Origin of the sequence: Leptospira adleri (assembly GCF_002811985.1) — a bacterium.
In the GTDB taxonomy this organism is placed as follows: domain Bacteria; phylum Spirochaetota; class Leptospiria; order Leptospirales; family Leptospiraceae; genus Leptospira; species Leptospira adleri.
The window spans coordinates 36,479-62,202 of the sequence record NZ_NPDU01000023.1; the positions used below are offsets into that span (position 1 = coordinate 36,479).

Consider the following 25,724-nt stretch of genomic DNA (forward strand, 5'->3'; position numbering starts at 1 on the left):
GTTTTAAGAATTCATCTCCACTTTCCGAAACTATATCATAGCAGAAAGCGATTTCTTGCGAAAAACGAACAAAAACGTAGTTTTCATGGCTTATATTAGAGAAGAGGAAAAATCCGGTTAAAATAGAATATTCCTCCCGGAGGAATCATTTTTTTCTGGAATAGAGAACCGTCATTCATGTTAGAAATCAATCACCGTTATCTTCCTTTCGGAACCACGGGCGCGCTCGTTTTTATCTCCGGCGCGGGTTCGAACGGAAAAACAAACGCCTCCGTTCTGAATGAGGAAATCACAAAAAAGGAAATCGGTACGATCTGTGTCGTCACGAGCAAATCCTTTTCCAATTCGGAAACGTTAGACTCCGTTGATCCGTTAGTCTCCATTCTTTCCGTAGTTCTTCCTCCCGGTCCGGAAACGAACGACTCCGTTTTTGGCGCTTATCTTAAAATTAAGAAATTCTTAAAAAAAGGAAACCTTCTTTTTCTGATCGAACCCGATTGCGAAAGTAGATTCCCTTTGTTTCTCTCCAAACTCTTAATCGCGAGCGAACCTTCCATCGGCGACAAAGAATTGGAGGATAGAATCTATCACTTCGGTTATTCGTTTCAGGATTCCGATCACTCCGCTTTTCGGAAATTTATTTCCAGACACAAAGAAGGAACTTCTTTTCACGAACCTCCTCCGGGAGAATTTTCGATCTCCTCTCATTTGATCCGGGAAGGCAAAAGAAACTCAGTACTGAAATACAAAATTCAATACGAACCCGGCATCGAGAATCTTACCAAAATCAACGCCGTCCCGATTACGGAAGAGGATCTAAAATCTTCGAACCGTTCCTACAAGTCTCTCGCGATCAACGCGATCGAAATCGAAAATCTGGAAGGAAAGGAAAAACCGAAAGAATTTGCGGTCGTCGCGCCTCCGATCCCGGAAACAAAACCCGAACCGCAGACGACCCCGGTTTCAGTCGAACCCGCAAAAAGCGAAACAACTCCCGCGACACAAAGTCCTGAACCACCAGCGGCAAAAAAAGAATCGGATCCGATTCAACCGGAAAAGAAGATAGAATCGACGCCTCCAAAATCGGAAACAACTTCGGTTCCCGCTTCCGCGTTAGGCGAAACCGATAAAAAACGCAAGGAGGAAAAATCGACCGCTGCGGAACCCGAAATTCAAAATGAAAAATCCGCTTCGGGAACCAAAACCAAACTTCCTCTTCAGATCAAATTGATGGCGGTCATTTCCCTTTTGATGACCTTGACAGTTACCACGATCATCTTTTTCGCCTCTTCGGCGTTTCGGGGAGATTCCGAACTCAGGGTTCTTCAGAACAATTTGAATTTAGTGAATATTCTGGGGCTCAAAATCAAAACGGATATCAACGATATCCTTTCGAACGGAAAACAGATCGCAAACGCCTTACATCAGGGAAAGCAGGGAATTTCGTTTGCGGATATCTTTTTTCAAAACGATCCCGACTTTATCTACGCGGGACTTTTCCAAGTCGCGAATAACAATCCGACTACGGTCAACGAATTCTTCAACGAACCGTATTTGAGCGAGATCAAATCCTCTCCGCAAGAAATTTCAGGTCTGATATCTTCCCGTCCCAATCTGATTCAAAAGTCGATTTTAACCGGAGGAAGAATCGAAAATCTGAGCGCCGAATTTAAGGAACCGATCTTTGCGATCGCGATCCCTTCCTCCTCCGGCGCCGATCCGAAAGTTCTCGTGTTGATCTTAAGACTCGAAAAATTCTTAAACGCGTTTCAAAAACAGGATATCTCGGAAGTGTTTCTTGTGAACGGAGAAGGAGATCTGATCGCACATTCCGATCCGAAACTTCTTCAGTCCAACACGAATTTTATGAATCTTCCGATCGTCGAGATGATGGTCAACAGCACGGAGAACACAAAACAAACCGAATACAAGGATAAGGACGGAAAGTCCTGGTTCGGTTCTTTTCAAAAACTCGGTTTCGGCGGCGGTGCGGTCGTTTCCATCGTCCCGGAAGACAAGGCCTTCGAAGCGGTTTACCGGATTCAAAAAACGAATCTTCTCATCATGGGAATCGCGCTTTGTCTCGCGCTTATCATCGTATTCTTCTTTGCTAAAACGATCACAAAACCTATATTAAATCTTTTGCAAGCGACAACCGAAATCGCAAGAGGAAACTTCAAAATCGGAATCCGCTCCTCCACTCGGGACGAGGTCGGTTTGTTGACCGATTACTTCGTTGACATGGGAAAGGGTCTCGAAGAAAGGGAAAAGGTCAAAGACGCGCTCGGAAGATTCGTAAACAAAGAAATCGCGGAGATGGTTCTCAAACAGGAACTCACCCTCGGCGGGGAAAGAAAGATGTGCGCGATCTTTTTTTCCGATATCCGCAGTTTTACCTCGATTTCCGAAAAGCTCGAACCGGAAGAAGTGGTAGAATTCTTAAATGAATATATGACCGAAATGGTCCAGTGCGTAAACGAAACACACGGGATCGTGGATAAGTTCATCGGCGACGCGATCATGGCGACTTGGGGCGCGGCCAAAACCTCCGATCAAGACGCGGAGAACGCGGTCAACGGAGCTCTTATGATGAGAGCCGCGCTTCTTCGTTTCAACCAAGGACGAGGCGGAGATAAAAAACCGATCATCAAAATCGGTTGTGGTCTGAACTACGGTCCCGTCATCGCGGGTCAGATCGGTTCCGAACAAAGATTGGAATATACCGTTATCGGAGACGCGGTGAACCTCGCCTCCCGCGTGGAAGCCCTCAACAAACCGTTCGGAACCGACGTCCTCATAACGCAGGATATGCTCAATCACGTTTCTCATATCTTCAACGTAGAAAAGATGCAGTCGATCAAGGTAAAAGGAAAAGAAGAACCGCAAACGATCTACGCCGTTTTGGGAAGAAAGGACGATCCGAATTGTCCGAAATCCGTGGAAGAACTCCGTGCTAAGATCGGAATCGTCTGGGAACCTCCTAAGAAAAAAGAAAGCGGCGACGGCGAACCGGGAGAAGAAGTTAAGTATGAGATACTTGACTGAAGGAAAATACGTAGTCAGCTTTCTCATCGGACTGATCGTCCTCTTTAGTATATTACTGTACCTTCATCTTTATTACGGACAAAAAACGGGGAACAATCCCGAAATCGGAACCATCATCTTTAAAAATAAAAAGGCCCAGAGAAAATTCGACTCGGAAGTCGTCTGGGAAGAAATCGAAACTTCGATGAAGGTCAGAAACAGAGACACGGTCCGCACCGACGACGGAGCGGAAGCCGTTTTGGTTTTGAACGACGGAACCGAAATCAAACTCGATCAGAAGAGTATGATCTTTCTCGACTTCTCCGAAAAAAATCTTTCGATCAACTTCGCTTACGGATCCGTATCCGCGAACAAGGACAGCGGCACCGCGCTTATGATCAAGAGCGGAACCGAAACCGTCGAGGTCAACAAAGGAGATCTGAAACTTTCCAAATCGGACGATCAGGCGTTGAATCTCGAAGTCTCCAAAGGAAACGCAAAAGTAATCTCCGGAAATCAGGAATCGACGGTTGCGAACAACCAAGCCTTGGAAGTAAAGAACGGAAAGACAGCGATCCGATCCCTGTCGATCGCGCTCAATTCTCCTCCGGAAAGAAAATTCTTTCAGGCCGATTCCAATCTGCATCCGGTCGCGTTTGCCTGGAACAAGGTGGACGCAGTTAAGGAATATACATTAGAAATTTCGAATCATCCTAGCTTTTCCAAAAACGTCAGACGCACCAAGGCGAACGGAATTTCAGCGATCAAGTCTTTGGAAAAAGGAACTTTCTTCTGGAGAATCACAGCGATCAATCCGACGACGCAAAAATCGGAATTCAGCGAAACCAGATCTTTTACGATCCTCGGAGGTCTGAAGCCCTCTCTTTTTACTCCGACCAAATCCGAAGAATTCCGATTTACGAATTCCCTTCCAAGCGTGGTGATCCAGTGGACGCCGGTGGATTTTACAAAAAGTTACGTATTGGAAATCGCAAAGGACAAAGGATTTTCGGACGTGATTCTCAACCAGGAAGTGACCGGCTCCTTGTATCGTTGGGATAAGACAAAGGAAGGCGCCTTTTTTGCGAGGGTCACTCCGAAACCTTCGATGCCGGAATTGAAGGCGAACGTTTCCGATTCCGTAGGATTCTCCATCAAAAAACTGGAAAAGCCGGAACCTCCTTCTTTGAAACGTCCGGCGGATCAGGAAGAAATTTCTCTTAGAAAAATTTCGAAAGAAGGAGCCTTGTTCGTTTGGTCGGCTTCCACCGAATCGAACGATTATACGCTTGAAATCGCAAACGATTCGGATTTTAAGAATTTGGTCTGGAACAAAAAAACAAATACGACTTCTTTGACTTCCGCGCCGATCTCGAGCGCCGGAACGTATTTCTGGAGAATCAAGGCCGGCGCCAAGGACGGAGAATCAATCGTTTCGACTTCCAGACAATTTCGGGTTGCGGCTCTTGAAAATTTGGATCTCTTATTTCCTTCGAATGAGCAGGAGTTGGGCCATCCATCCAACCATAAATTAACGCTTCGTTGGCAAAGACCGGAGCCTTCAGGTGTTTATAGATTAGAAGTGGCAAAGAATTCCGATTTTACAAACGGCCTCGTCCGTGAAAATTTCAGAGCGTCTTCGGGAACGATAAACCTTCCCGCACCCGGACAGTATTTTTGGCGGGTTTCCCTTTTGAGTAGCCAAGGGGAGAATTTATTGACGAGCAAAACTCAATCGTTTAAGACCTCTGACAACGCGCCTTTCCTGAGTCAAAACAGTCCTGCGACCGAAGAAGTCATAGATATCTCCAACCGGGAAAGCATCGACTTTCGTTGGGAATCCGAGGGAAACACGGACGCCGTATTTTTGGAACTGTTCGAAGTGAAGTCCAAAGGAAACAAATCGATCTGGAAACGGGAGATCAAATCCGATTCTTATTCGTTTAAGGATTTTTCCATATTAGAAGAAGGTAAATTTCAATGGAGAATCTCCGCTCAGTACAAGGATAAAAACGGCGCCGTGAAACATACGATTCCCGTTTCCAGAAATTTTGAAATTAAGCTGAGTAAAACGATCCGACCGCCGGAAATTCTTACGCCGAAGGAAATCTATGTGGAATAAAATTTACAAATCGATTTTTCTCTTTTGTATCCTTTATTCCTTTTCCGTATTCGGAGAAGAGGACGCTCAGTATTTGGAATGGAAATCGGTTCCCGAAGCAAGCGCCTACATGATTGAAATCAAGGACCCGAACGGAAGAATCACCCGGGAAAAAACGAAATCCACGAAATTCGAAGTCAATCTTCCGCCGGGAATCTACGAACACAGGATCGGCGTTCTCAACAAGTTCGGAAGAGTTTCGGTCTTTTCGGAATGGAGCGCCTTCGAAGTAATTCTTTCCAGAGCCCCGGTTCTGGACTCCGATTCTTCCGTGAAAGTTCTTCGGGAAAAATTAGGAACTCATCTCAATATCAAAGGCGAAAATTTCACCGAAGCGATGAACGTTAGTCTTCTTCTCCCGAGCGGAGAAACCATCAAACCGGAATTCGAATTTATCAACTCGAAAGAAATTAAACTCAGGGTTGAAAATCTGAACCTGAAAGACGGAAGTTATACCCTTTCTTTGGAAAATCCAAGAAACAAAAGAACGGCAAAGAAGGGATTTCTGATCATCGCGGATACGGAAAAACAACTCTCGGAGATGGTCAAACAAAACGAAAAAGAAACACAAGTCGCCTCTACCGGATTGATCCAGTGGGGTCCGGCTGTGAAATCGGCGCTCCTCCCCGGTTGGGGCCAATCTTCTCAGGAAAAAAAATACAAAAGTTGGATCTTTCCGATTTTGATGGTGGGCGCGATCGCATATTCCGCTCAGCAGTATGGAGAATACAATTCCAGCCTCGCTGCCTTGGATCAAAGTAAGAATCTAAACCAATCGCTTTTGCTTTTGGACAATCCTACCTTCATTCCTTTTGCGACTTACAATTACCTCCAAGTTCAATCCGATTACGGAAACGCGGTCTCTCACTACAATTCCTTCAATGTTTCTTTGGGGATCGTCGCCCTTCTCTACCTCTTAAATGTGTCAGATGCGGCATTTGTGGGTCCGTCTTCCTCCAAAACCGGGTTTCAAGAATCGGACAAATGGATCGTTCCCTTTTTCAAAACCGGAACGGCAGACGCAAGAAATGGGACAAAATCTCCCAACGATTTTTTTCCTACCTCTTTTGAATTAGGGATGAAAATATTCTTCTGAATTGAGGTTATTATTTATAGAGCAGGAATTTTGTGTATAAAACAATAAGACAGATTCTCCCGAAACTCGGATGGTTTCTCCTAACAATCTCGTTGTTCCTGACTCAAAATTGCATTCCAAAACCCAATGGAAGCTCCCTCGTGGACACTTCCATATTGGCCAATTTCATTTCCGTATCACAGACTCCGATCGATTTGAAGGTGAAAGTTACCGGTCTTACCGGCGGAACTCTCGTTTTACAAAGCGACAATTCAGATACACTGGCAATCACCCAAAACGGTACTACGAAATTCTCACAGCAAAAAGCAAAGTATTCGGACTATTCGGTCACGGTGGTGAGTCAGCCGAATGTAAGTCCGAGTCCCGCCATCAACTGTTCTATCTCCAATCCTAAAGGCACGTTAGATCCTTTCTTCGCTTATGTCGAAGTAGTCTGCGCCGCAAAAACATATCCCGTTTCCTTGCAGGTTTACGGAATCTCTTCTTCCGTCGTAGGAAGTCTTCAGGTTCGAAGCGGGGCCGTGGATCTACTGTCGATTACGACCGACGGCGCTCATACCTTCTCCGCTGAAATCCCGGATCAATCCGGTTATTCCGTTCAGATCATTTCTAGTCCGCAAGCTCACGTTTGCCAATTTGAAACTCCCCCGCTTCCCGCAGGATTGATCGCGGCGGCTCCCGTAGTGCTCAACGTGAACTGTTTGAGCGTAACAAATTCGATTCCTGTGGATCAAACCGTACTTCGTCCTTCGGATTTTATCGATCTTACTTTTTCTAAGAACGTAACAGGTTGCGTCCTCGACGGAGTCAACACTCCGGCCGGAAATCTAAAATTCTTACAAGGTCCAGCCAACATCACTTATCCGGCTTCCAATAAGGTTCGTGTCGGCTCGGGCGGCGCTTGGCCGACCGGAACCGGACTCTATGTTCGTCTAACGGGTTGTATCGATCCCGGAACCGGAAAATCCTACAACAACGGAACTCCATTCGTTTTTACTTATACGGTCACCAACGAGGTGAAATACGTGACACCGACCGGTTTACCCGCGGGCTTGTGCGATACCGTGGCAAACGCTTGTTCTTCGATACGTTACGCGGTGAGCAATTGTTCCGCGGTTCCTTGTTTCGTTTTGGTTGCCACCGGAACTTATTCGATTTCGGATAACGCAACGGAAAGAATCGATCTCAAAGACGGGGTCAGTCTTTTGGGAGCGTTCGATTCCGCGTTCACTCAAAGAAACACAAACTCTTTTCCTACGACGATCCAAGACATTTCGCCTTTCGGAAATTGCGGAGCGATCGAAGGAAATACCTGCGCGGCGATCTTTATCGGACCTCCTCTCGCAAATTTAACCGCAAACATTTTCGTGAATCAATTTACGATTAAATCGAATCCGAACAACCCTTGGTCAACGGGAGTATTTTTAAACGGAGTCAACACGGGAGCCAACCAAGCGATCATCGCGGGTAACGTGATTCAGGGAACCGATTCGGCCAGCGCTTATACCGTGGGGACGGTTCGTTCCGGAATCGCTGCCTATGGAATCACTCCCAATATCAATATCTCCTACAACTATATCCTGGGCGGATCCGGAAACAGCGCTTCCGCGGGAATCTATTTAAACAACAGCGTAGGAGTGATATACGCAAACTGGCTGAACGGAAATTCTCACTTAGGCGCGACCGCGGGGGATTTTTCGACCGCGATCTTTGCTAGAAACCTGACGGCAGCACAGTCTCTGGCAATCACGAATAACGTGATCAATTCCTACCATTTGATCGGAACTCCCGCAGTCACAGCCGTGAATACTTCTGGAATACGAACCCTAAACGTGAACGCGACAAACATTCATATCATACACAATACTATTTTCGGGGGAATCGGAACAACGGATTCTTTCGGAATCAATTCTCTCGGATTGGGAATAGAACATAAGATCGCAAACAATCAAATCTTTGCGAATTCAAGCGCGACCAATTCGATTTGTATGAACTTTACTCCCGCCCCCGGCCCGACCGCGGAAGTAAAAGGAAACAATTTATTCAACTGCACGGTTCTTGCGAAAACTCCTTTGTTCAATTTTGATCTTTCATGTTTAGGAAATCCCGGTCCTCTCAGAAACGCGGCTTGTACGACCGATATCGCTTCGGGAGCGAACGCGCAAAACTTCAGCGCGGTTCCGTTCTTTCTGCCTGCGACTGGACCATTAAACTACTTTCAATTAGGCGGAGGAAGCACTCCGTCTGCGTGCACTTCGGTCTACGGCGGTTTGGATCCTCTCTATGCGCCCTATTTGACGTTGTATCAAAACGACAAAAACGGAACCGCTCGGACTCAGAACGTAACTCCCGCTTTCCCGGTTCCATTGGGTTCTTTCGGATATTCGATCGGCGCGTATGAGTTCAACGGAGTCTGCCAATAAAATTTGAATGTGGGAACTACTATAAGAATTTAACGGCGAATCCGTTTGTGGAAAAGTGAATCAAAAGTTCAAGAAAGGTAATCCGTGGGAACTCCTCTTTTTTTAAGAACTTACGGAGTTCTTAAAAAAAGGGATCACTGAATATCTGGCGGCAACTTCTCGGATACTCTAAAAGTATTTCGGATCCTTTTCCAAAAAGTAAAAACGGCCTACGATTTGGATAAAATCTTTCTACATTAAGTTTTGTAGTTCTTCCCAACGCGTTAATTTGTCCGGAAGAATCGAATGAATTTCCGTGAGTCGATTGCCGGAAACGACGAGTTCTTCCGGTTTTCCGGTTCCGGATTGAAGAATCTTAGTCAAATCCTGTTCCTCTTTTTCGAGAACCGCGATCTCCTCTTCCAAGGATTCCAGTTCTTTTTTCTGCTGGAAGTTCAGACCTTTTTTGGAGGATTTTTGCTTTTCGGGTTCGGAATCCTTGACTTCCGTCTCTGGATTTTTTTTGTCTTTCTGCTTATTTAGATAATTCTTATATTCCAAATATTCGGAATAGTTCCCCGGGAACTTTTCGACCGTTCCATTTCCCTGAAACACGAAAAGATAATCCACGGTCCTATCCATAAAGTAGCGATCGTGGGAAACCACAAGAATACAACCTCCGTATTCCGAAAGGAATTCCTCCAAAACGGAAAGTGTGCGTATGTCCAAATCGTTTGTGGGTTCGTCGAGGATAAGAAAATTAGGATTGGTCATCAGAATTGAAACGAGATAGAGCCTTCTTTTTTCTCCGCCGGAAAGGTTTTTGATAAAGTTAGCCTGAAGCCTTCCGTCAAAAAGAAAAAGTTCCAACATGTCGGCGGCGCTCATAATCGAACCGTCGCTCATCTTCACGGAAACTCCGCATTCTTTTTTGATATATTCAATTACTCGCATGTCCCCTGAAAGTTCTCGGGAAACTTGATCGAAATAGCCGAAACTCGTATTCATTCCCACGCTTACGTCTCCTGAATCCGGAGTTTCTCTTCCTGTGATCAAGTTGAGCAATGTGGATTTACCGGCGCCGTTCGGACCTACGATTCCGATTCTTTCTCCGTTTTTAAACGTATAAGAGAATCCTTTAATCAAAGGCGATTTGTACGACTTCGTAAGATTTTTCAATTCAAGAATTTTTTTACCAAGCCTTCTTCCCGAAACCGAAAAATCCAAAACGATCTCTTTGCCGGTTTTTTTCCGATTCATCACTTCGAGCGCGCGGTCGGTTCTTCCCTTTTGTTTTGTTCCGCGGGCTTTCGGTTGTCTTCGCAACCATTCCAATTCTTTTTTGATAAATCGTTTTTCTTTGTGTTCCGTTTTTTCTTTTACGATTTCGGCTTCGGCTTTTTTTTCGAGATAGAAACCGAAGTTTCCGGGAAAGGATAATAAATTTCCATTCTCAAGTTCGATGATTCGATCCGTCACTTCTTCCAAAAAATAACGATCGTGAGTCACGAGTAGAACCGCCTTTTTGGTTTCGGTTAGATAATCCTGGAGCCAGACGATTGTGTCGACGTCCAAGTGGTTTGTGGGTTCGTCCAATACGAGAAGATTGGATTCTTCCATAAGAGTTTGAACGAGCGCGACTTTTTTGAGCATTCCTCCGGAAAGAGAATTCATCTTTAGGGAAAGATCTGGAAGATCCAATTCTTTCAAAAGGGAACGAAACCAAGCCTCGAGTTCCCAGGCGCCGAGTCGATCCATCTCCTGCATGATTTTTTCGTATTCTTTTTCGATCTCCGGATCTCCGGAGCCAAGTTTTTCACAAAGGTTTTCGTAAGTTCGAATCGTACCGAGGATCGGACTTTTACTGGAAAAGATATGTTCTAAGATCGTATGTTCGGCGTCGTAAACGGGAGATTGGGAAAGAACCGCGATCTGCAGAATCTTATTTTTAAGAATTTGTCCCGAGTCGGGAACGTCCAATCCGGCGAGCATTTTGAGAAGAGTAGATTTTCCGGAACCGTTGATTCCGAGAATCCCGATCTTCTCGCCTTCGTTGATGCCGAAACTGATTTGATTAAAAAGGACTTTATCGCCGATCTCTTTCGAGATCTTATCTACGGAAATTAAATTCATGGGACAGTTGCAGAGTCCCTATCGAAGCGCAAGAGGACAAGTGTTTTTAAACTTTAAACTGAACTTGAAACCGAGTTCCTTTTCCTTCGATCGGAGGCAAAAACAGGGACTTTCCTCGAAGTTGTCTGGAAAGAATTTCGACAAGCCGAAGTCCCAGAGATTCCGATTTTGAAAGATCAAAATTCTCCGGCATTCCCACTCCGTCGTCGCTGACTTCTAAAATGGATTCCACTCCGTCGGTCCTGAGTTTAACGGAAATCATTCCCCGTTTTTCGTTTTGAAACGCGTATTTCAAAGAATTCGTTACGAGTTCGTTTACGATGAGACCGAGAGGAATCGCCGTTTCGATCGAGACGAAGTTCGGTTTGGAGGAAATTCTAAATTCCACCTTCTTTTCCTTTCCGAAAGAATGGAGAAGACTGACGAGCAACGTGTTCAGATAATCATAAAAATCAATTTTTGTAATATTCTCTGACTGATAGAGTTCCTTATGAATCAAAGCCATCGACTGGATTCTACGTTCGCATTCTCGAAGAATCTGGGAAATTTTTTCGTTGTCGGAATGTTCCGCCTGGAGTCCCAGAAGACTCGCCACGACCTGAAGATTGTTTTTAACGCGATGATGAATCTCTTTCAGCATCACTTCTTTTTCTTCCAGGGTTTTTTTGAGTTTTTCTTCGCCTCGTTTTCTTTCCGTAATGTCCCGGATGATCTGAGTCGCTCCGATCAGATTGTGGGAAGAATCCCGGATGGAACTATAACTGATTTCTAATATAGCAACATCCTGAACAAAGCCCCGCATTGTTCGTTCCGTAGTATAAACCTCTCCGCGAAGGGCGCGGCTCCAGTTTTCGATCACCACGCTTCTTTCCAACGGATCTAGGATCAGATCGGGCAGCAGATTTCCTTCCTCTATCTTCTTGCCGTAGAGTTTCCAGAAGTTTAATTCAAAAGAAGAATTGAAAGCGATCACTCTAAAATTGATATCCACCGCACAGATGGAATCTTTCGTACCTTCGATCACACCGAGCAGCCTGTCCCGGTTGATTTGAAGTTTGGAGCGTAATCTTTCGAGCTCCAACTCGGCTCGTTTTCTGGAGTTGATATCCCTTATGATGACTTGAACATACTGACGTTCGTTTTCAAAAAAAGCGCTCGCAAGAACTTCGACAAAAAGAGTGGAACCGTCTTTGCGGATAAATTCTTCCTCGATGATTCCGACACCCACGCCTTCTTGATTCATTTTATGAATCCGTTCCTTCACGATCCCCCGCGATCTTTGATGGACGAATTGGAGAACCGGTTTTCCTATAATTTCGTCTAACGAATCATACCCGAGCATCTTCACCAGCGCGGGATTCGCTCTAAGAATTTTTCCTTCCGAGTGGACGGCGAGTCCGTCTCTCGAAAGTTCGAAGAGGAGTCCGTAACGTTCTTCTGTAATCGGGATGGGTTCCATGATTCCGTTCTTATCAGGCAACTTACTTTTCAGAGTGAGAGACGTCAACCAAACGCAAACGGAGATCCCCTCTCGTATTATCAAACAGAATGAAATTCAACCCGAAAGAAAAAAGAAGTTCGTAATTTAAGAATATGGAAAAATCGATCGATTCTCAAAAAAAATGAGGCTGTGAAGGATGGTATATTTTCTACACAATGTTTTTTGAATTGTGTAGAATCAAAGTATACTTTGCATTTTTGCTTTTATTTTGCTTGTTTAGTGATTCAACTCATTGAATTATACTACTCTCATCTTTAATTATAGAAAGCAAATGACTCCTTTCGGAACCGACTCAAACTTTTTACTTCTCAATTCCGCGGGCGAAGCGATGACCTGGCATATCGACCCGGCTTGGGAAGAATTCCCGCTCAATCTTAAAAAAAGCACGAACCCTGCAGATTGGGACTGGGCCCAACCCGGGGAATGGATCTCCTTTTGGAAAGGAGCGGACACGGACGAAACCTCCCGAATCTCCCGGGAGCTGGTGCTTCGCGGAAAGAAAGGAAAATCCTTCTCGTTTTTTTTCCAAATTTGTCGCGTGGAAAACGGACATAAACTAATGTTCGTTTCCAAAAATCCTTTTCGGGAAGAATCTCAAACACCGGGCATTTTTTCGAAAGATTCAGAACTCAGAACGATGATCTTTCAAAGATCGGCTAACGCGATCCTGCTTCTGGAACCGGAAACGGATATCGTAATCGAAAACAATCTGACCGCGCTTCAATACTTTGCGGCCAGGCATTCCGATTTAGTCGGAGTTACTTTTACTGCCCTTCTCGAGGAGGGATTTTCCCTATTGGACTATCAATCGATGAAAAAGCGGGTTTCGGAAGGAGAATCTTACAACTGGGAAGTCGAGTTCAAAACATTCGATCGAAAAAATTTTTGGGGAAACGTTTCATTTAGAATTTTGGCTTCCAGTCTGAACAAGATCATTCTGGTTCAGATCAAAGACATCACCGAAAAAATCATCGCTCGAAAATCGCTCGTAGAACAATCGATCAAGATCGCCGAACACGAAGCCAATCTGAACGCCGTCATCGAAAATTCGGAAGCCATGATCTGGTCGATCAACAAAAATTACGAAATCATTATATACAATTCCTCTTTCTTCGCCGAGATAAAGAAATACTTTCAAAAAGAAATCTATCCCGGTTACAAAATTTTCAACGTGGGAATATCCGAGGAAGAAATCCGAAAATGGAAGAACTACTATGATCGTGCGCTTTCCGACGAACGTTTCCAAATCACCGGATCCAGGTCTTTGGATGGGGCGACGGTATTTACCGAAACGTCTTTTTATCCGATAAAGAATTCGATCGGTGAAATCACCGGGGTCAGCGCGGTCTCTGTGGATATAACGGAGAAAAAATTAGCGGAGGAAAAGTTCAGGCTTCTTTTCGAACATTCGAGCGAACCTCACGTTCTCTACGACGAATCCGGAATCTTCGAATGTAATCCCGCCACTTTGAATATGCTTCGTTGCGAGGATAAAAATCTGATTCTGGGAAAACATCCCTCGTATTTTTCCGCAGAAAAACAAACCGACGAAAGACGATCTCGAGAAAAAGCGGATGAAACTGAAATTATGGCCAGAAGGAGAGGAGTCTACACGTTTGAAAGGATCTACAGACGTTTTAACGGAGAGGAATTCCCGACCGAAATCACTCTGACTCCGATGAGGATGTATCAAAAGCAGGTGTTTTTAGCGGTTTGGCACGAAATCACCGAAAGAAAAGTATATGAGGATTCTCTAAAGCGAGCGAAAGAAACCGCGGAGGCCGCCTCAAAAGCAAAGTCCGACTTTTTAGCGATGATGAGCCACGAAATAAGAACTCCTCTGAACGGCGTAATCGGAACGGTGAGTCTTTTGGAGGGAACTTCTCTCAACTTGGAACAAAAGGAATATCTGGATATCATCAAATCGAGCGGGCAAAATCTTCTCATTTTGTTAAACGACATCTTGGATCTTTCCAGGATCGAATCCGGACAACTCAAATTGGAAATGCAGCCGGTTTCCCCTCAAAAACTGAGCGAAGAAGTCTGCAATTTATTCCGACCCATGGCGGAAGAAAAAGGATTGGTTGTCGAATTGAAAATCTCCGAGTTGGTTCCTCATTGGATTGTCTCGGATCCTTATCGACTCAGACAGATTCTTATGAACCTTCTGGGAAACTCGATCAAGTTTACGGAGAAAGGAAAAATCGTCCTCAACGTGGAAGCGGAAAAGTTCCCGAACGAAAAGTTAAGAATTATCTTTCGACTTCAAGACACCGGAATCGGAATTCCGGAGGAAAAATTGGAACTTCTTTTCAAAGCCTTCAGCCAAGTGGACTCCTCCACTACGAGAAGATACGGAGGTTCCGGACTCGGACTTACCATCAGTAAAAAATTAGCCGAGTTGATGAAGGGCGAAATCATCGTCAAAAGCCAGGTGGACAAAGGATCCGAATTCACTCTATCCATCATCAGCGAAAAATTGGATTATAAAATTTCGGTCGGAGTTTTGGAATTACATTCCAAAAACTTAGCGAAGGTCGCGGTCGTTTCCATTCAGGACTACGTTCTCAAAGAACAAATCAAAAAATTCTGCGAAAGAAACGGTTTCTCCGTAAAACTCGCGCGAACCGCTAAGGACGTGATCCGGATCATTTCAGAAGAGGAAAGAATCGGAATTTTTCTCACGGACCTCAATCTTCCGGACATGAATCTTCCCGAAATTTTGGACGAACTCAAAAACGAAGCGCCTAACATTAAACTCACGATCATTCTTTTTATGGAGAACGAATTACGGAATTCTTATCATTTGGTGACTCAAGGTCTTTTTAATCGGCCGGGTTTTAAGATATTTATGATGTTTAAGCCGATCCTTTTGGACGAGCTGAGTAAAATTTTTGACAAAGCGTTTCCTACACGGACCGCAAAAACGGAGGAAGGACTCGAAAAAGGGAAAATTCTTTCGGAAAGAATTCCGTTAAAAATTCTTTTGGTGGAAGACAACGTGATCAATCAAAAGATCGCGATTCGTCTTTTAAGCAAACTCGGGTACGCCGTGGACACGGCGAACAACGGAGTCGAGGCCCTTAGCAGCTTAAAAAATCAGATCTATCAGTTGATCTTTATGGACATTCAAATGCCCGAGATGGACGGTTTCGAAACTACGCAGCATATCAGAAAAGACTTCACCAATCCGAATCCTATCATCGTTGCAATGACGGCTAACGCGATGGAGGGAGACAAGGAAAAATGTATCGACGCAGGCATGAACGCATACATCGCCAAGCCGATTCAGATTCAGGATATCGAATCTACGATCTTACATCTATTTCAGTCCTGAGGAAAGATCGGATTCTCCCTTTAGAAATTTTGCGTAGATTCCGGCCGTTTCAGTCGGACGTTCGAGCATCGGACTGTGTCCGCATTCTTTTAAGATCACCCTCGTAGAATTGTGAATTCCCTTGAGAAGAACGTCCGAAGAGCTGATATGAATGACTCTGTCGGTATCACCCCAGACTATTAGAGTTCTTGCATGTATTAGTTTCATTCTTTCTTCGAGCACCGATATCCGAGAGCGCAAGTCCTTGTATATCTTTTCGTTGAACTCCCTATTGCGAATCGACTTCTCGGCGAAATACCCTTTCAAAAAGGACGGAATCGAAGGCGGTTTTACGAAAACGAAATTCAAAAGAAAATCGAATTCCTCTTCGTTGTTCGCAACGAGCGGATTTTTTCCTTTCGAAAGATGCATTGAAAGTTCGCTCGGGGTCGGAGACTGAACGCCCGCCGAATCCAAAAGGCCGAGCGTCAGAATTTTATCGGGATAAGTCGCCGCGTAAACTCCGGAGATGGAACCTCCCATCGAATTTCCAATGATATGAAACTTATCGATTCCGATCGACTTTGTAAACTCGTCCAAACGAGAAACTTGAGTAAGAATCGAATATTCATCCTCTGGCTTTCGATCGTTCTCGCCGAAGCCCGGAAGATCTGGAATCACAACGTGATAAGAATCCGTAAGAGTTCTTACAAACCTGGTCCAGTTGTCCTTATCGCCCCCGAACCCGTGGATCAATAGGATCGTTTCTCCCTTGCCGCCTTCGAGATAAGTCCATTTGTAAGCGCCGACTTGAATTTCTTTTTTTTCTAAGTTAGATTGATAACGTTCGTAGTACAACGCCGAAGAAACGAGAGTCGACGTGCAGGAGTGAAAGGAAATCGAAACGCCGATGAACAGAAGTAAGGCGAAGACAAGACGGGAGAAACGAAACGCGGAAGTATTATTTTTCATCCATATATTCCTTATAGGTCGGCGAGAAAAACCCGGATCCGATTTTCGAACCCGGCTCGCGGCTTAAAATCAGATCGTAAATCTTTTTCTAAGTTCTCTCGCGTAAGTCAAATCGTGCGTGAGCATTCTCAATCGTTTCGCCAAAAAATGAGAAATCGACTGATAGAATTTTAGGGACGCCTTCGCGTCCTTAGCGAAAACGTCGTTGAGGTGATCGTATGGAATTCTTAAAAGTTCGGATCTTTCCATCGCTTCGACGGAAGCGGAACGTTTGCCCGGATCTAAAAACGGAAGTTCGCCGAAATGATCGCCGGTGGCAATCGTGGTAACGTTGACGTCGTCGCCTTTTTCAGTGGAAGTGAGCACCTTTAACGTACCGTAGATGACAACAAAAAACGCTTTTGCTTCGTTGCCTTCGTGAAAGATGGCGTCGCCTTGTTCGTAAACTTTGTATTCCGTCTTCTCGGCGATCGAACTCAATTCGTCTTCCGTAAAATTGGAAAATAGATAAATCTGTTTTAGAATTTCTTCTTTTGTATGTTGCATAATATTTCCCGAAATGCGAGTGTAAATCTCAGTTTAAATAATGCAAGCAGGTTACGAAAGGTGAATCTGACATTAGCGCGAAATTTCATTCCTTCCAACCTGCGAAAAGCATTTTAAGATAAAAACCGCTCTCCGTGTTGAAAGATAATTTTGCGTGAAGTTGTAAGGAAAGCATATCGATCAATTTAAGACCGAGTCCGTTCTGCAACGTTTGCGCTCGGTCCCAATCGAAACCGGTTCCCGTATCTCTGTATTCCAATTCGACTTGCTCGTTCGTCTTTTTAAGTTCCAAAAAAATATCGCCCTTCTCCTGATCGGCAAACGCGTATTTTAAAGAATTGGTCAGGAGTTCGTTGAGAATCAAACCGATCGGAATCGCACGATCGATGGACATAAAAAAAGAATCTTCCAGATTGTGAATTCGAATCTTATCCGATTGTCCGTAGATCGAAAGCAGATTGGAGGAAAGGGAAAAATAATAACTTTTCAGATCGACCTTTGCAAGGTCGTCGGAACGATAGAGTTCCTCGTGAACGAGGGCAATCGATTTGACCCGCAACTCGCATTCCCGTAAAACTTTTTGTAAGTAAGGATCCTCGTTAAATTCGGAATGCAAGCTCAAAAGACTGGAAACAATCTGAAGATTGTTTTTTACTCGATGATGAATCTCCTGGAGCATCAGCTCTTTCTCCTTTAAGGAATCCTCCATCTTTTTCTGAATCAGCTTTCTCTCTCGAATGTCGCGCACAACGGCCAAAAGCCGGCCTTGTTCCAAACGAACGGCGTTGATCTCCACGGGAATTTGACTTCCATCCGCGCGTCGAATCACTCTTTCACGGATAAGAGTCGTTCCTTCTTCGAAGTCGAGATTGAGAGGAAGCACTTTGAGATTGTCCGAATCGATGATATCGAAAGCGGTCAACCGAAGCATCTCGTCCTTCGTATATCCGGTAAGTTCCAAGGACATCTGATTCGCTTCCTCTATCGTTCCGTTGGAACCGATCAGAACGATACCGTCCGCTGCGAGCTCGATCAGGTTTCTGTATTTTTTTTCGCTCAGAGCGCGGGCTTCCAAGGCGCGGTTTCTTTCCGTCACGTCGTGAATGATGGAATAAAGATACGTTTTTCCGTTCAAAGAGATTGGACCTGAAAAAACTTCCACGTCCCTGTGGATTCCAGACTTCAATCGATGAATGAAATTGAAGTAGAGTCTGTTCTCCGAACTCGCGAGCAGCATTTCGGTTTTGATCTGTTCCGGGTTAAGGATATTGATATCGCTGATTTTGAGTTTTAAAAATTCTTCTCTCGAAAATCCGTAGAACTCGAGCGCGGATTCGCTTACGTTGACGATACTTCCGGTTTCAGCGTCGATGATGAGTTTGATCGCGAGATTCTTATGAAATATCTGGAAGAATAGATCCTCCATTCTTTGTTCGATTTTCGGCCGGAAGAATCTAAAAAGAAAAAGGTCTTCGCATAACAATTCTACGGATCCGTCCCAAAAGTTCTCCCTTCCTTTTCCATCGATTAATACGATCTTCCCTTTCCAGGGGAAATTCTCTTGGAGAATGGAATCCCAATTTTGAACGAGTTGGTGCGCGCGGAGATTTTCCAATTTTGGAGAATCTAGTTTTTCCAAAAGACAGGAATCGGCGCTCAAAATTTCCCCGTTCTTGCGCAGAAGAAGGTTCCACTGGGTTTCGGATTCTTGTCGGGAAGGAAACAATCCCCCGCTTGCGCTGTTTGGCTGGTTCGAACTCATGAAGACGGAATCTCTTATTGGGATTAGCTTTCTATAATCCTGCAATTTAAAATTGGACTCATAAATCCGGAATCTTTTCAGATTCGCGCCGAATTCTTACAAAAAGGATCTGAAAAGATCTCAGTTTTCATCGGATTTTATTCTAATCGTTAGAAAAAAGGATTTGCGCTCCCAGAAGTCCGAATCGAACTTGCAAGAAGTTGAAAAATTATAGCGTTTGCTACAGGAAATTTTATGGAATTCTTCACCCAAAACAAAGAATTATTCGGAATCCTGATGATGCCCGTTACCTACGGGTTTGTCGGCTGGTTCACCAACGTGGTCGCGTTGAAGATGACCTTCTATCCTCTGGAATTTGTGGGAATTCCTCCCTACCTAGGGTGGCAGGGAATCGTGCCGAAAAAATCCCAAAAGTTGGCCCTCAAATCCGTGAACATCATGACCGAACGTTTGATCAAGGTGGAGGACTTTTTTTCCAAGGTCGATCCGGATCAGTTGGAAAAAGAATTTCAACCGGTTTTGGATCAACTCATTCCGGAAGCGACTCGAGAAATCATACATCATATCAACCCGGCTCTCCGCTCCCGATTGGAAGGAGACGAGGAAGCGAAAATCATCGCCGGGGTTCAAAAAAAGAACGAACATACGGTTAAGAATATTATGATACAGGTAAAGGAGAACGTTTCAAGCGTATTCAACTTCAAGTCCCTCGTCCTTCGAAAACTTACGGGTCCGAACGTAAAACGGATCGTGGATATCTTTCAAGAAGTGGGAGCGAAAGAATTCAAATTTATAGAACACTGCGGATGGTATCTCGGAGGCGCGATGGGAATCTTACAAGCCCTCGCGTGGAATCTTTTTCCGTATTGGTGGACCCTTCCGATCCAGGGGGTTGTCGTCGGTTATATCACGAACTGGGTGGCGCTCACGATGATCTTTCGACCTTTGTACGAAAAAAAAATCGGCCCCGTACGCTATCAGGGACTTTTTCTCAAACGTCAAGAGGACGTATCTAAAAAGTATTCCAACGTATTTGCGACTCAGGTTTTGACCGCGAGAAACGTTCTCGAAGAAATTTTATACAAGCGCGCGGCCCGTTCTCTCGTAGAAACGATCCAATCGGAAACGGAATCTGCGGTGCAACGTCTTCACTTGAACGGGACTTTGGACAAAGAAAACAGCAACGAAAATTCCGAATTCGAAACTTCCAAAAAGGAAGTGATCGCAAGGGTTTCCGATTCGTTAGCGAACAGTTCCAATAAACTCGAAACATACATGGGAAGAGCGATGTCGATCGAGAACAATATGTTCAAAAGAATGAAGGATCTGCCTCCGGAAGAATTCGAACCCATCCTTCGTTCCGCGTTTCAAGAAGACGAATACGTTTTGATTTTGATCGGTTCCGTTTTGGGCGCAATCGTGGGTCTTTTCCAAGGGATTTATATGCTCTATGTTTCTTAAAGAAGAGGATAGAATGAAAACCATCCGATTAACCGAAGATTCTCCCGAACTCTTCCTCAAAAAAATGCGGAAGGCATTGAGCGGAAAAGAATTAGGTTCCATCGTTAGCTTTCATCTTGAGGATCAAAAACTTACGATCCGGTTCGCGGGTTTCGGAGAATCCAAGATCTGGTATTCGATCCGAAAATCGGAAGACGGTTTCGAGGCGATCAAGCTCAAAGAAAAGATATCCTTCACTCACCTCGCCTTTCGTTCCGGGATAGAATCGGAATTAAGAAGCTTGATGGAACGCTTCGGAGCGGAAATATCGGACGAATGAAGAATCGGACTCTTACTTCGAATCCAAAAAATATTTCAAAACGATTACAAATCCCGATCGGAGATTCTCAGGTGATAGCGGCGGAAGTTTACGGCGTGTTTCCGTTTTCAAAAAATTCTCCGGCGCCGGTAATTTGTATTCACGGTCTTACCGGAAATCTGATGAACTTCGCCCCTCTCGCGAGAGATCTTGTCAAACAAGGCCTGACCGTAATCACATACGATCTCCGCGGACGGGGAGAATCTTCCAAGCCGAGCATAACGTATTCCCACGATCTGCACTCGAACGACCTTTTGAAAATCGCGGATTTTTTGAAGATCGAAAAAGCGAACCTACTCGCCCATTCCCTCGGCTGCTGGATCTCTCTAACGTTCGCAAAAAAGTTTCCCCAAAGAACCGGTAAACTCTGCCTGATCGACGGAGGCGGACAACTTTCGATCCCGAGAAAAATTTCCAATCTTCTGATGATCCAAGAGTCCTTACAAAGATTGGGGAAAATATTTTCTTCAAAAGAGGAATATCTGGCTCTCGCGAAAAAATCCCCCATCCTGAGTTCCTGGAACCAAGATGTTGCCAATTTTCTAATATACGAATTGGAACCGGTCCAAGAAGGAAAAAACATTTCCTTTCGCTGCAACATTCCCGAGCAAGTCGTCGATTCCGAATTGATTCAAATGGGAGGCGCGAGAAATCCGAAAAGGATTTTTACAAACTTTCTGAAAAGTCCGATTCAAAGCGTTCGAATATTAAGAAAGAATCGAGTCCTTCCCTATTCTCAGATTTCCGCGCCGGCTTTGATCATCCGTGCGGGAAAGCCCAATTTTAAAAAAGGAGACGAGTTGCTTCCCGATTCCGCGATCGCTATCTTTCAAAGGTTTTGGAAGAATGCGGTGTTTCTCACCCTACCGGATAAAAATCACTACGAGGCGATTCTTCTTCCGGATTTAAAACGGGACGAAACCATCGCCTGGTTTTTTTCAAAAACCTAATCCTTCAAAGACGGATCGTATTCTCTTCTTCTCTTTCTCCCTGCGAAATCCAACGAGAAAACTTAAAAATTAGAAATCCCATCAGAACAAAAAAGAAACCCGCCAACCAACGATTGATTTTTTTCGAGTAGAGAAGATTGGAAGTTCCCGGTTTTGCGATTCGCCCTTTTTCATAACGCATTGCGGATTCTTCGGAGATGGATTCGATTCCGACGACGTGAAGGACCGGAATTTTTTTTTCGAGATAGTGTTTCAAAATCGAATCCGGCAATTCGGAAAATTCTTTCATTTCCCGAACGAGACCTTTCGGAATTTTCTTTTTCCCCAAACTGGTTCCGGTGGAAACGGTTCCGCCGCCCACGTTGACGTAAAGAAGTACATTCTGTTTTTCGTATATACCGATTCTTTTAATAAGCGAATCTTCAAAAGAGTTCACGGACAAATACGGGTACCCGTTTTTCAGAATCGTTTCTCGAATCCGTCTTACTCCGAGTTCTTCGATTCCGATCCCTTGATCGTCGATTCCACCCGTAGAAAAAGCCCGCGCCCTTTGCAGGATCAAACCTTCTCGAAACAAAAGATTCTCCAATTCGGGCCACAGAAGATCGGGAAGATTGGCTCCGTATTGGGAGGAAGAAACGCTTCCGATGACGTTCACTTTTAAACCCATCGCATCCGCGGCGGAGTAAAAAGCGATATTCAGAGCGGGAAAGGAACCGGATATCCCGGCGGCGATCTCGTCTCCTTTTTTTAAACCGGCTTTCAAAAACTGATCCGCGAACCAAGCCGCAAAATCCGGATGAACCGAAGCCTGTTTAGAAGTAAGTTTTCCGGAAGAACTCGTAACCGATGAAAGTTCAGCTCCGATCAAACCGGAATGGCTCGGATCCAAAGCGGGATCGATCGTTAACCCTTTTTTATTTCTATACTCGGCGATCCTTTGAAAACATCGATAGGCTCGTCGACTCGCGTTTTCTTTGATTTCGAATCCGGAGACCGGACTTACGATCGGAAAAAATTCTACGATTGCACAGAACAAGATCGAAAGAAACGCAAGAAACGAGGTCAAAAGCGCGGAACGTCTCCGAAAAATCCAAACTTTCATGGGGAAAAAGTTTCCCCCAAAAGACCAAGGAGTAATAGCCTTACCAAGGAAGAACACAAAACCGTAGCCGATATCGTCCGAAAAAAACCTTGTTTTTCCGCGGAGATCGCGATCAAACCGGGTAAAATATGACCGATCCATCTATATTCTAAATTTATTATGGATTCAAAGTGTGCTTTTCCTATTTCCTGAGAAATCAAAGAGATCAAAATCGAAACCAAAAGAAAGAACGCGGTCTTTCTTTGACCAAAGGATAAAAAAGAAGTCTCTAAGATTCTATAGACGGCGAGGGTGAGCAGAGAGTTCGTAAAAAGAAGGAGCAGGGTCCAGGGTTGCAAAAAACAAAAAGCTACGTAACCCGGAACCACCCAACCGCCGGGAGAAAGCCCGGTCTTTTCCCAAAGAAAAAATCCGAGAAAAATTCCGATTCCGATCGATAGGGTCAGGATTTCCATTCTTCATCCCGAACCTTGGATAATAACGCGCATTGATTTTCGAGCCAGCCCCTGCCCTCTCCTTCGTAATTTCCGGCCCCGATCCAAATCTGCGAATTTTGAATATTCCAATTCCATTGTATATCATCGGAAGTTCTTTTCCGTATCAGCTTTCCGTTTCCTTTGTAAGCCGAGGAAAAAATTCCGTAACCGGGCCCGAAAAAGTAGATATTTTCCAAGTCGGAGATTTTTGAAAAAAAAGAGGCGAATTCGACGGTTCTCACCGGTCTTTCTTTTTTAGAATTAAACACCACATTGACCCTTTCCGAAGGAAACCGGTCCCGAAAGGATCGATAGATTTTTTCCCAGGAGATGATATCGTTTGCCGCGAATGCAAATATAAAACGTTGTTTTGTTTCGTTTAACGAAAATTCCTCCGTACGAAGCGCGCCGCAATCCGGAACCGTCTTGGATATTCCCCGAAGGATCACAGACTCTTCTATTCCGAGGATTTCGCAGACGGAAGCTGCGATCTCTATATTCTCTTTGTGTTCCGCATAACGCATAGAACTTGCAATTTTCTGAATGGATTCTTCCGAAATATTCGGAACTCCGAGCGCAGGTTTCGTGTTTTTTCCGGAAGTGAAACTTCTCCAATCCAAATCTTCCAAAGACCGCCCGTAGACGATCGTTCCGTTAGTCGGAACGGTGCGCAAAAAACCGTCGAGAATCTTCCCTTGGGAATCCGCGTATTCTCCGTGATCGGGGCGTAGGTTTGTGATTACAGTGTGGGTGGCTTTCAGGAGGAGCCTTTCCGAGTCCTTCTGATACTCAGGTTGGACCGCCATACATTCCACGACGACCGCTACTGCGCTTTGCGCTTTTTTTGGGGAGACAAAGTTCAAAAACGCGATCTGTTCTGAAATCGAAATCTTATTTCTAAAAATTCTTTTTTCGCTTCGATCCGGAAACAAAAGACTAGGCGCGGAGCCTGTGGTCTTTGCAAACGCGTTCCATCCCGCTTCAACGAGGATCGAATGGATGAGACGGGTCACGGAAGACTTTCCTCTGGTTCCGTTTACGTGGATTCGAATCGGAATGCTCGGCAAAGATTCGGAGTGTTTTCTTTTTTCGAGAATGAGAAAACAAAAAAAGATAAAAAAGAAAACGGACAAGATCGAAATCGGGAAGATCATATTGGTTCAGGCTTTGGATTCTAAAGAAATCAGGATAGCCGTGATGTCGTCTTGAATTTTTTGTCTTCCGAGATGATCCATCAGAGCCTGTAATATCGCGGGAATCGTTTCTTCCATAGGTTCTTTGAACTTTTGAGCGAGAATTCTCTGGACCGCCAACTCGCCAAACTGCTGTTTGTCGGAATTAAATTCTTCGTAAATTCCGTCCGTGAGCAAAAAGAGTCTGTCCCCTTCCTGATAACTCAGCGAAAAAATTCCATAGGAGTTATTCGGATCCAAACCCAAAAGAGAACCCGTCCGATCCAGCCCCATTACGAGATCCTCGGAAAGAAAAAATTGCGGAGGATGTCCCCCTGACGAATACACGATCTTTTTTTGGTTGGTATCGATGTCCGCTAGAAAACAGGAAAAAAACATTCCGATGTTTGCGAAATTCTTGCAGTATTCGTGATTGAACTCGGTTAGAATTTTTCCGGGATCCAGATCTTTTTTTTTAAGGGATTCTAGGATTCCCTTGAGAGTCATCGTAAGAAGAGCGGCCTGAATCCCGTGTCCGGTCGCATCCGCGAGAAAAACCCTCAGAACTCCCGGTTTGATTTCGAAAAGGTCGTATAGATCTCCTCCGACTTCCATCATCGGAAGATAAGCTGAATGAATTTCGATTCCCGAAACGGAAGGAATGTCCGGAAGAATTTCGGACTGAAGCCGTTTGGCGAGACTCAGTTCTTCCTTCATGGACTTATAATATCCCGCGAGCAATCTGGATCGTTGTCTGACCTTCTCTTCGAGGCGCTCCAAAAGTTCTTCCTTTTCACGATCCATTTTTTTGAGCGCCTGGTTGGCTCTTTTTAGCTCCATTAGAATTCTATGTTTTTCTGATATATCCCGGATGATGATATGATATTGATAAGAATCCTCCGGTCCCGTGACCGAAACCGAAACTTCCGAAATCAGAATCGACTTGTCCTTTCGAAAAAGCCGAATCGGGCCGAACGGTTTTTTTCTTTTTTTATCGGGAAGTTTCGCCACGTTTTTAAGAATTCTATAAAAACGATTTCGTATCCTGAGGGGAAACTGATGTTCGATCGTCCTTCCCATCAGCTCGGAAGCCAAATAACCGGACATGTTTTCCGCCGCCGGATTGATCAAAAAAACACGGAAATCTTTGTCTAAGGAAACGATCGCATCGATCGCGGAATGAAATAGGAGTGAATAACGTTCCTCGGGGTCGTAACTTTTCTGTTCGAAGCTCGTGGGACCTGTCATAGCGTGTCGGAAGAGAGTCTATTAAAATGAGGCCCGCCGCT

The 25,724-nt window shown here is 44.6% G+C and carries 17 protein-coding genes; 8 read left to right on the forward strand and 9 right to left on the reverse strand.

Translation table 11 applies throughout. From position 1 onward, the window contains the following. Positions 1–177 precede the first annotated feature (177 nt). From CH376_RS10540 to CH376_RS10555, 4 genes are read left to right on the forward strand one after another with little or no spacing between them, the layout of a single operon-like run. Positions 178–3,045: an adenylate/guanylate cyclase domain-containing protein gene (locus tag CH376_RS10540; RefSeq protein WP_100784415.1), complete on the forward strand. Its 2,868-nt coding sequence runs from the start codon at positions 178–180 to the stop codon at positions 3,043–3,045. Beyond that, positions 3,029–5,146: a FecR family protein gene (locus tag CH376_RS10545; RefSeq protein WP_100784414.1), complete on the forward strand. Its 2,118-nt coding sequence runs from the start codon at positions 3,029–3,031 to the stop codon at positions 5,144–5,146. Before CH376_RS10540 ends, CH376_RS10545 begins: the two co-directional genes overlap by 17 nt. Then, entirely contained in the window at positions 5,136–6,281 is a 1,146-nt protein-coding gene (locus CH376_RS10550) for an LIC11435 family protein (RefSeq protein WP_100784413.1), read from the forward strand. The genes CH376_RS10545 and CH376_RS10550 overlap by 11 nt, the downstream gene beginning before the upstream one ends. Before the next feature lie 32 nt (positions 6,282–6,313). Continuing rightward, positions 6,314–8,704: a hypothetical protein gene (locus CH376_RS10555; protein ID WP_100784412.1), complete on the forward strand. Its 2,391-nt coding sequence runs from the start codon at positions 6,314–6,316 to the stop codon at positions 8,702–8,704. A 231-nt stretch (positions 8,705–8,935) separates the two neighbouring features. Here the strand turns inward: CH376_RS10555 and CH376_RS10560 are convergent, their stop codons facing one another. Beyond that, positions 8,936–10,816 carry an ABC-F family ATP-binding cassette domain-containing protein gene (locus CH376_RS10560; RefSeq protein WP_100784411.1) on the reverse strand — a complete coding sequence of 627 codons (1,881 nt, stop codon included), beginning with the start codon at positions 10,814–10,816 and terminating at the stop codon, positions 8,936–8,938. Positions 10,817–10,862: 46 nt separating this feature from the next. Beyond that, positions 10,863–12,275 carry a sensor histidine kinase gene (locus CH376_RS10565; RefSeq protein ID WP_100784410.1) on the reverse strand — a complete coding sequence of 471 codons (1,413 nt, stop codon included), beginning with the start codon at positions 12,273–12,275 and terminating at the stop codon, positions 10,863–10,865. A gap of 313 nt (positions 12,276–12,588) precedes the next feature. Between CH376_RS10565 and CH376_RS10570 the strand changes: the two genes are divergently transcribed. Further along, a complete protein-coding gene (locus tag CH376_RS10570) occupies positions 12,589–15,654 on the forward strand; it encodes a response regulator (RefSeq protein WP_100784408.1) in 3,066 nt (1,021 codons plus the stop codon). On the opposite strand, the gene CH376_RS10575 is transcribed toward CH376_RS10570, so the two are convergent. The 3 genes from CH376_RS10575 to CH376_RS10585 all read right to left on the reverse strand — a co-directional run bounded on the left by CH376_RS10575 (position 15,640) and on the right by CH376_RS10585 (position 18,913). Then, positions 15,640–16,605, reverse strand: coding sequence for an alpha/beta fold hydrolase (locus CH376_RS10575; RefSeq protein ID WP_100784406.1), 966 nt, complete (start codon positions 16,603–16,605; stop codon positions 15,640–15,642). The genes CH376_RS10570 and CH376_RS10575 overlap by 15 nt on opposite strands. 69 nt (positions 16,606–16,674) lie before the next feature. Next, the gene (locus tag CH376_RS10580) at positions 16,675–17,151 is read right to left on the reverse strand and encodes a cyclic nucleotide-binding domain-containing protein (protein ID WP_100784405.1); all 477 of its coding nucleotides are present in this window, start codon (positions 17,149–17,151) and stop codon (positions 16,675–16,677) included. 85 nt (positions 17,152–17,236) lie between these two features. Next, the gene (locus tag CH376_RS10585) at positions 17,237–18,913 is read right to left on the reverse strand and encodes a sensor histidine kinase (RefSeq protein WP_100784403.1); all 1,677 of its coding nucleotides are present in this window, start codon (positions 18,911–18,913) and stop codon (positions 17,237–17,239) included. Between the two features lie 234 nt (positions 18,914–19,147). Between CH376_RS10585 and CH376_RS10590 the strand changes: the two genes are divergently transcribed. From CH376_RS10590 to CH376_RS10600, 3 genes are read left to right on the forward strand one after another with little or no spacing between them, the layout of a single operon-like run. Beyond that, positions 19,148–20,374 (forward strand): DUF445 domain-containing protein, encoded by a 1,227-nt coding sequence (locus CH376_RS10590; protein WP_100784402.1) that lies wholly within the window; start codon positions 19,148–19,150, stop codon positions 20,372–20,374. Positions 20,375–20,387: 13 nt separating this feature from the next. After that, entirely contained in the window at positions 20,388–20,693 is a 306-nt protein-coding gene (locus tag CH376_RS10595) for a hypothetical protein (protein WP_100784508.1), read from the forward strand. Next, positions 20,690–21,682 (forward strand): alpha/beta hydrolase, encoded by a 993-nt coding sequence (locus CH376_RS10600; protein WP_100784401.1) that lies wholly within the window; start codon positions 20,690–20,692, stop codon positions 21,680–21,682. The genes CH376_RS10595 and CH376_RS10600 overlap by 4 nt, the downstream gene beginning before the upstream one ends. Before the next feature lie 4 nt (positions 21,683–21,686). Here CH376_RS10600 and pgsW read toward each other — a convergent pair whose 3' ends face one another. Genes pgsW through CH376_RS10620 form a run of 4 tightly spaced genes read right to left on the reverse strand, consistent with a single transcriptional unit; the run spans position 21,687 to position 25,683 of the window. Continuing rightward, positions 21,687–22,787, reverse strand: a complete 1,101-nt coding sequence (pgsW, locus tag CH376_RS10605) for a poly-gamma-glutamate system protein (RefSeq protein WP_100784399.1) — start codon at positions 22,785–22,787, stop codon at positions 21,687–21,689. Then, a complete protein-coding gene (pgsC, locus tag CH376_RS10610) occupies positions 22,784–23,242 on the reverse strand; it encodes a poly-gamma-glutamate biosynthesis protein PgsC (protein WP_100784398.1) in 459 nt (152 codons plus the stop codon). The genes pgsW and pgsC overlap by 4 nt, the downstream gene beginning before the upstream one ends. Then, complete coding sequence (gene pgsB, locus CH376_RS10615) at positions 23,230–24,417, reverse strand: poly-gamma-glutamate synthase PgsB (protein WP_100784397.1); 1,188 nt, start codon at positions 24,415–24,417, stop codon at positions 23,230–23,232. The genes pgsC and pgsB overlap by 13 nt, the downstream gene beginning before the upstream one ends. A gap of 6 nt (positions 24,418–24,423) precedes the next feature. Next, positions 24,424–25,683 carry a SpoIIE family protein phosphatase gene (locus CH376_RS10620; RefSeq protein ID WP_100784395.1) on the reverse strand — a complete coding sequence of 420 codons (1,260 nt, stop codon included), beginning with the start codon at positions 25,681–25,683 and terminating at the stop codon, positions 24,424–24,426. Positions 25,684–25,724: the final 41 nt, after the last annotated feature.

Coding starts and splice junctions, on each gene's coding strand:
- CH376_RS10540 (WP_100784415.1), top strand. CDS start 178: ATGTTAGAAATCAATCACCGTTATCTTCCTTTCGGAACCACGGGCGCG.
- CH376_RS10545 (WP_100784414.1), top strand. CDS start 3,029: ATGAGATACTTGACTGAAGGAAAATACGTAGTCAGCTTTCTCATCGGA.
- CH376_RS10550 (WP_100784413.1), top strand. CDS start 5,136: ATGTGGAATAAAATTTACAAATCGATTTTTCTCTTTTGTATCCTTTAT.
- CH376_RS10560 (WP_100784411.1), bottom strand. CDS start 10,816: ATGAATTTAATTTCCGTAGATAAGATCTCGAAAGAGATCGGCGATAAA.
- CH376_RS10565 (WP_100784410.1), bottom strand. CDS start 12,275: ATGGAACCCATCCCGATTACAGAAGAACGTTACGGACTCCTCTTCGAA.
- CH376_RS10570 (WP_100784408.1), top strand. CDS start 12,589: ATGACTCCTTTCGGAACCGACTCAAACTTTTTACTTCTCAATTCCGCG.
- CH376_RS10575 (WP_100784406.1), bottom strand. CDS start 16,605: ATGAAAAATAATACTTCCGCGTTTCGTTTCTCCCGTCTTGTCTTCGCC.
- CH376_RS10580 (WP_100784405.1), bottom strand. CDS start 17,151: ATGCAACATACAAAAGAAGAAATTCTAAAACAGATTTATCTATTTTCC.
- CH376_RS10585 (WP_100784403.1), bottom strand. CDS start 18,913: ATGAGTTCGAACCAGCCAAACAGCGCAAGCGGGGGATTGTTTCCTTCC.
- CH376_RS10590 (WP_100784402.1), top strand. CDS start 19,148: ATGGAATTCTTCACCCAAAACAAAGAATTATTCGGAATCCTGATGATG.
- CH376_RS10595 (WP_100784508.1), top strand. CDS start 20,388: ATGAAAACCATCCGATTAACCGAAGATTCTCCCGAACTCTTCCTCAAA.
- CH376_RS10600 (WP_100784401.1), top strand. CDS start 20,690: ATGAAGAATCGGACTCTTACTTCGAATCCAAAAAATATTTCAAAACGA.
- pgsW (WP_100784399.1), bottom strand. CDS start 22,787: ATGAAAGTTTGGATTTTTCGGAGACGTTCCGCGCTTTTGACCTCGTTT.
- pgsC (WP_100784398.1), bottom strand. CDS start 23,242: ATGGAAATCCTGACCCTATCGATCGGAATCGGAATTTTTCTCGGATTT.
- pgsB (WP_100784397.1), bottom strand. CDS start 24,417: ATGATCTTCCCGATTTCGATCTTGTCCGTTTTCTTTTTTATCTTTTTT.
- CH376_RS10620 (WP_100784395.1), bottom strand. CDS start 25,683: ATGACAGGTCCCACGAGCTTCGAACAGAAAAGTTACGACCCCGAGGAA.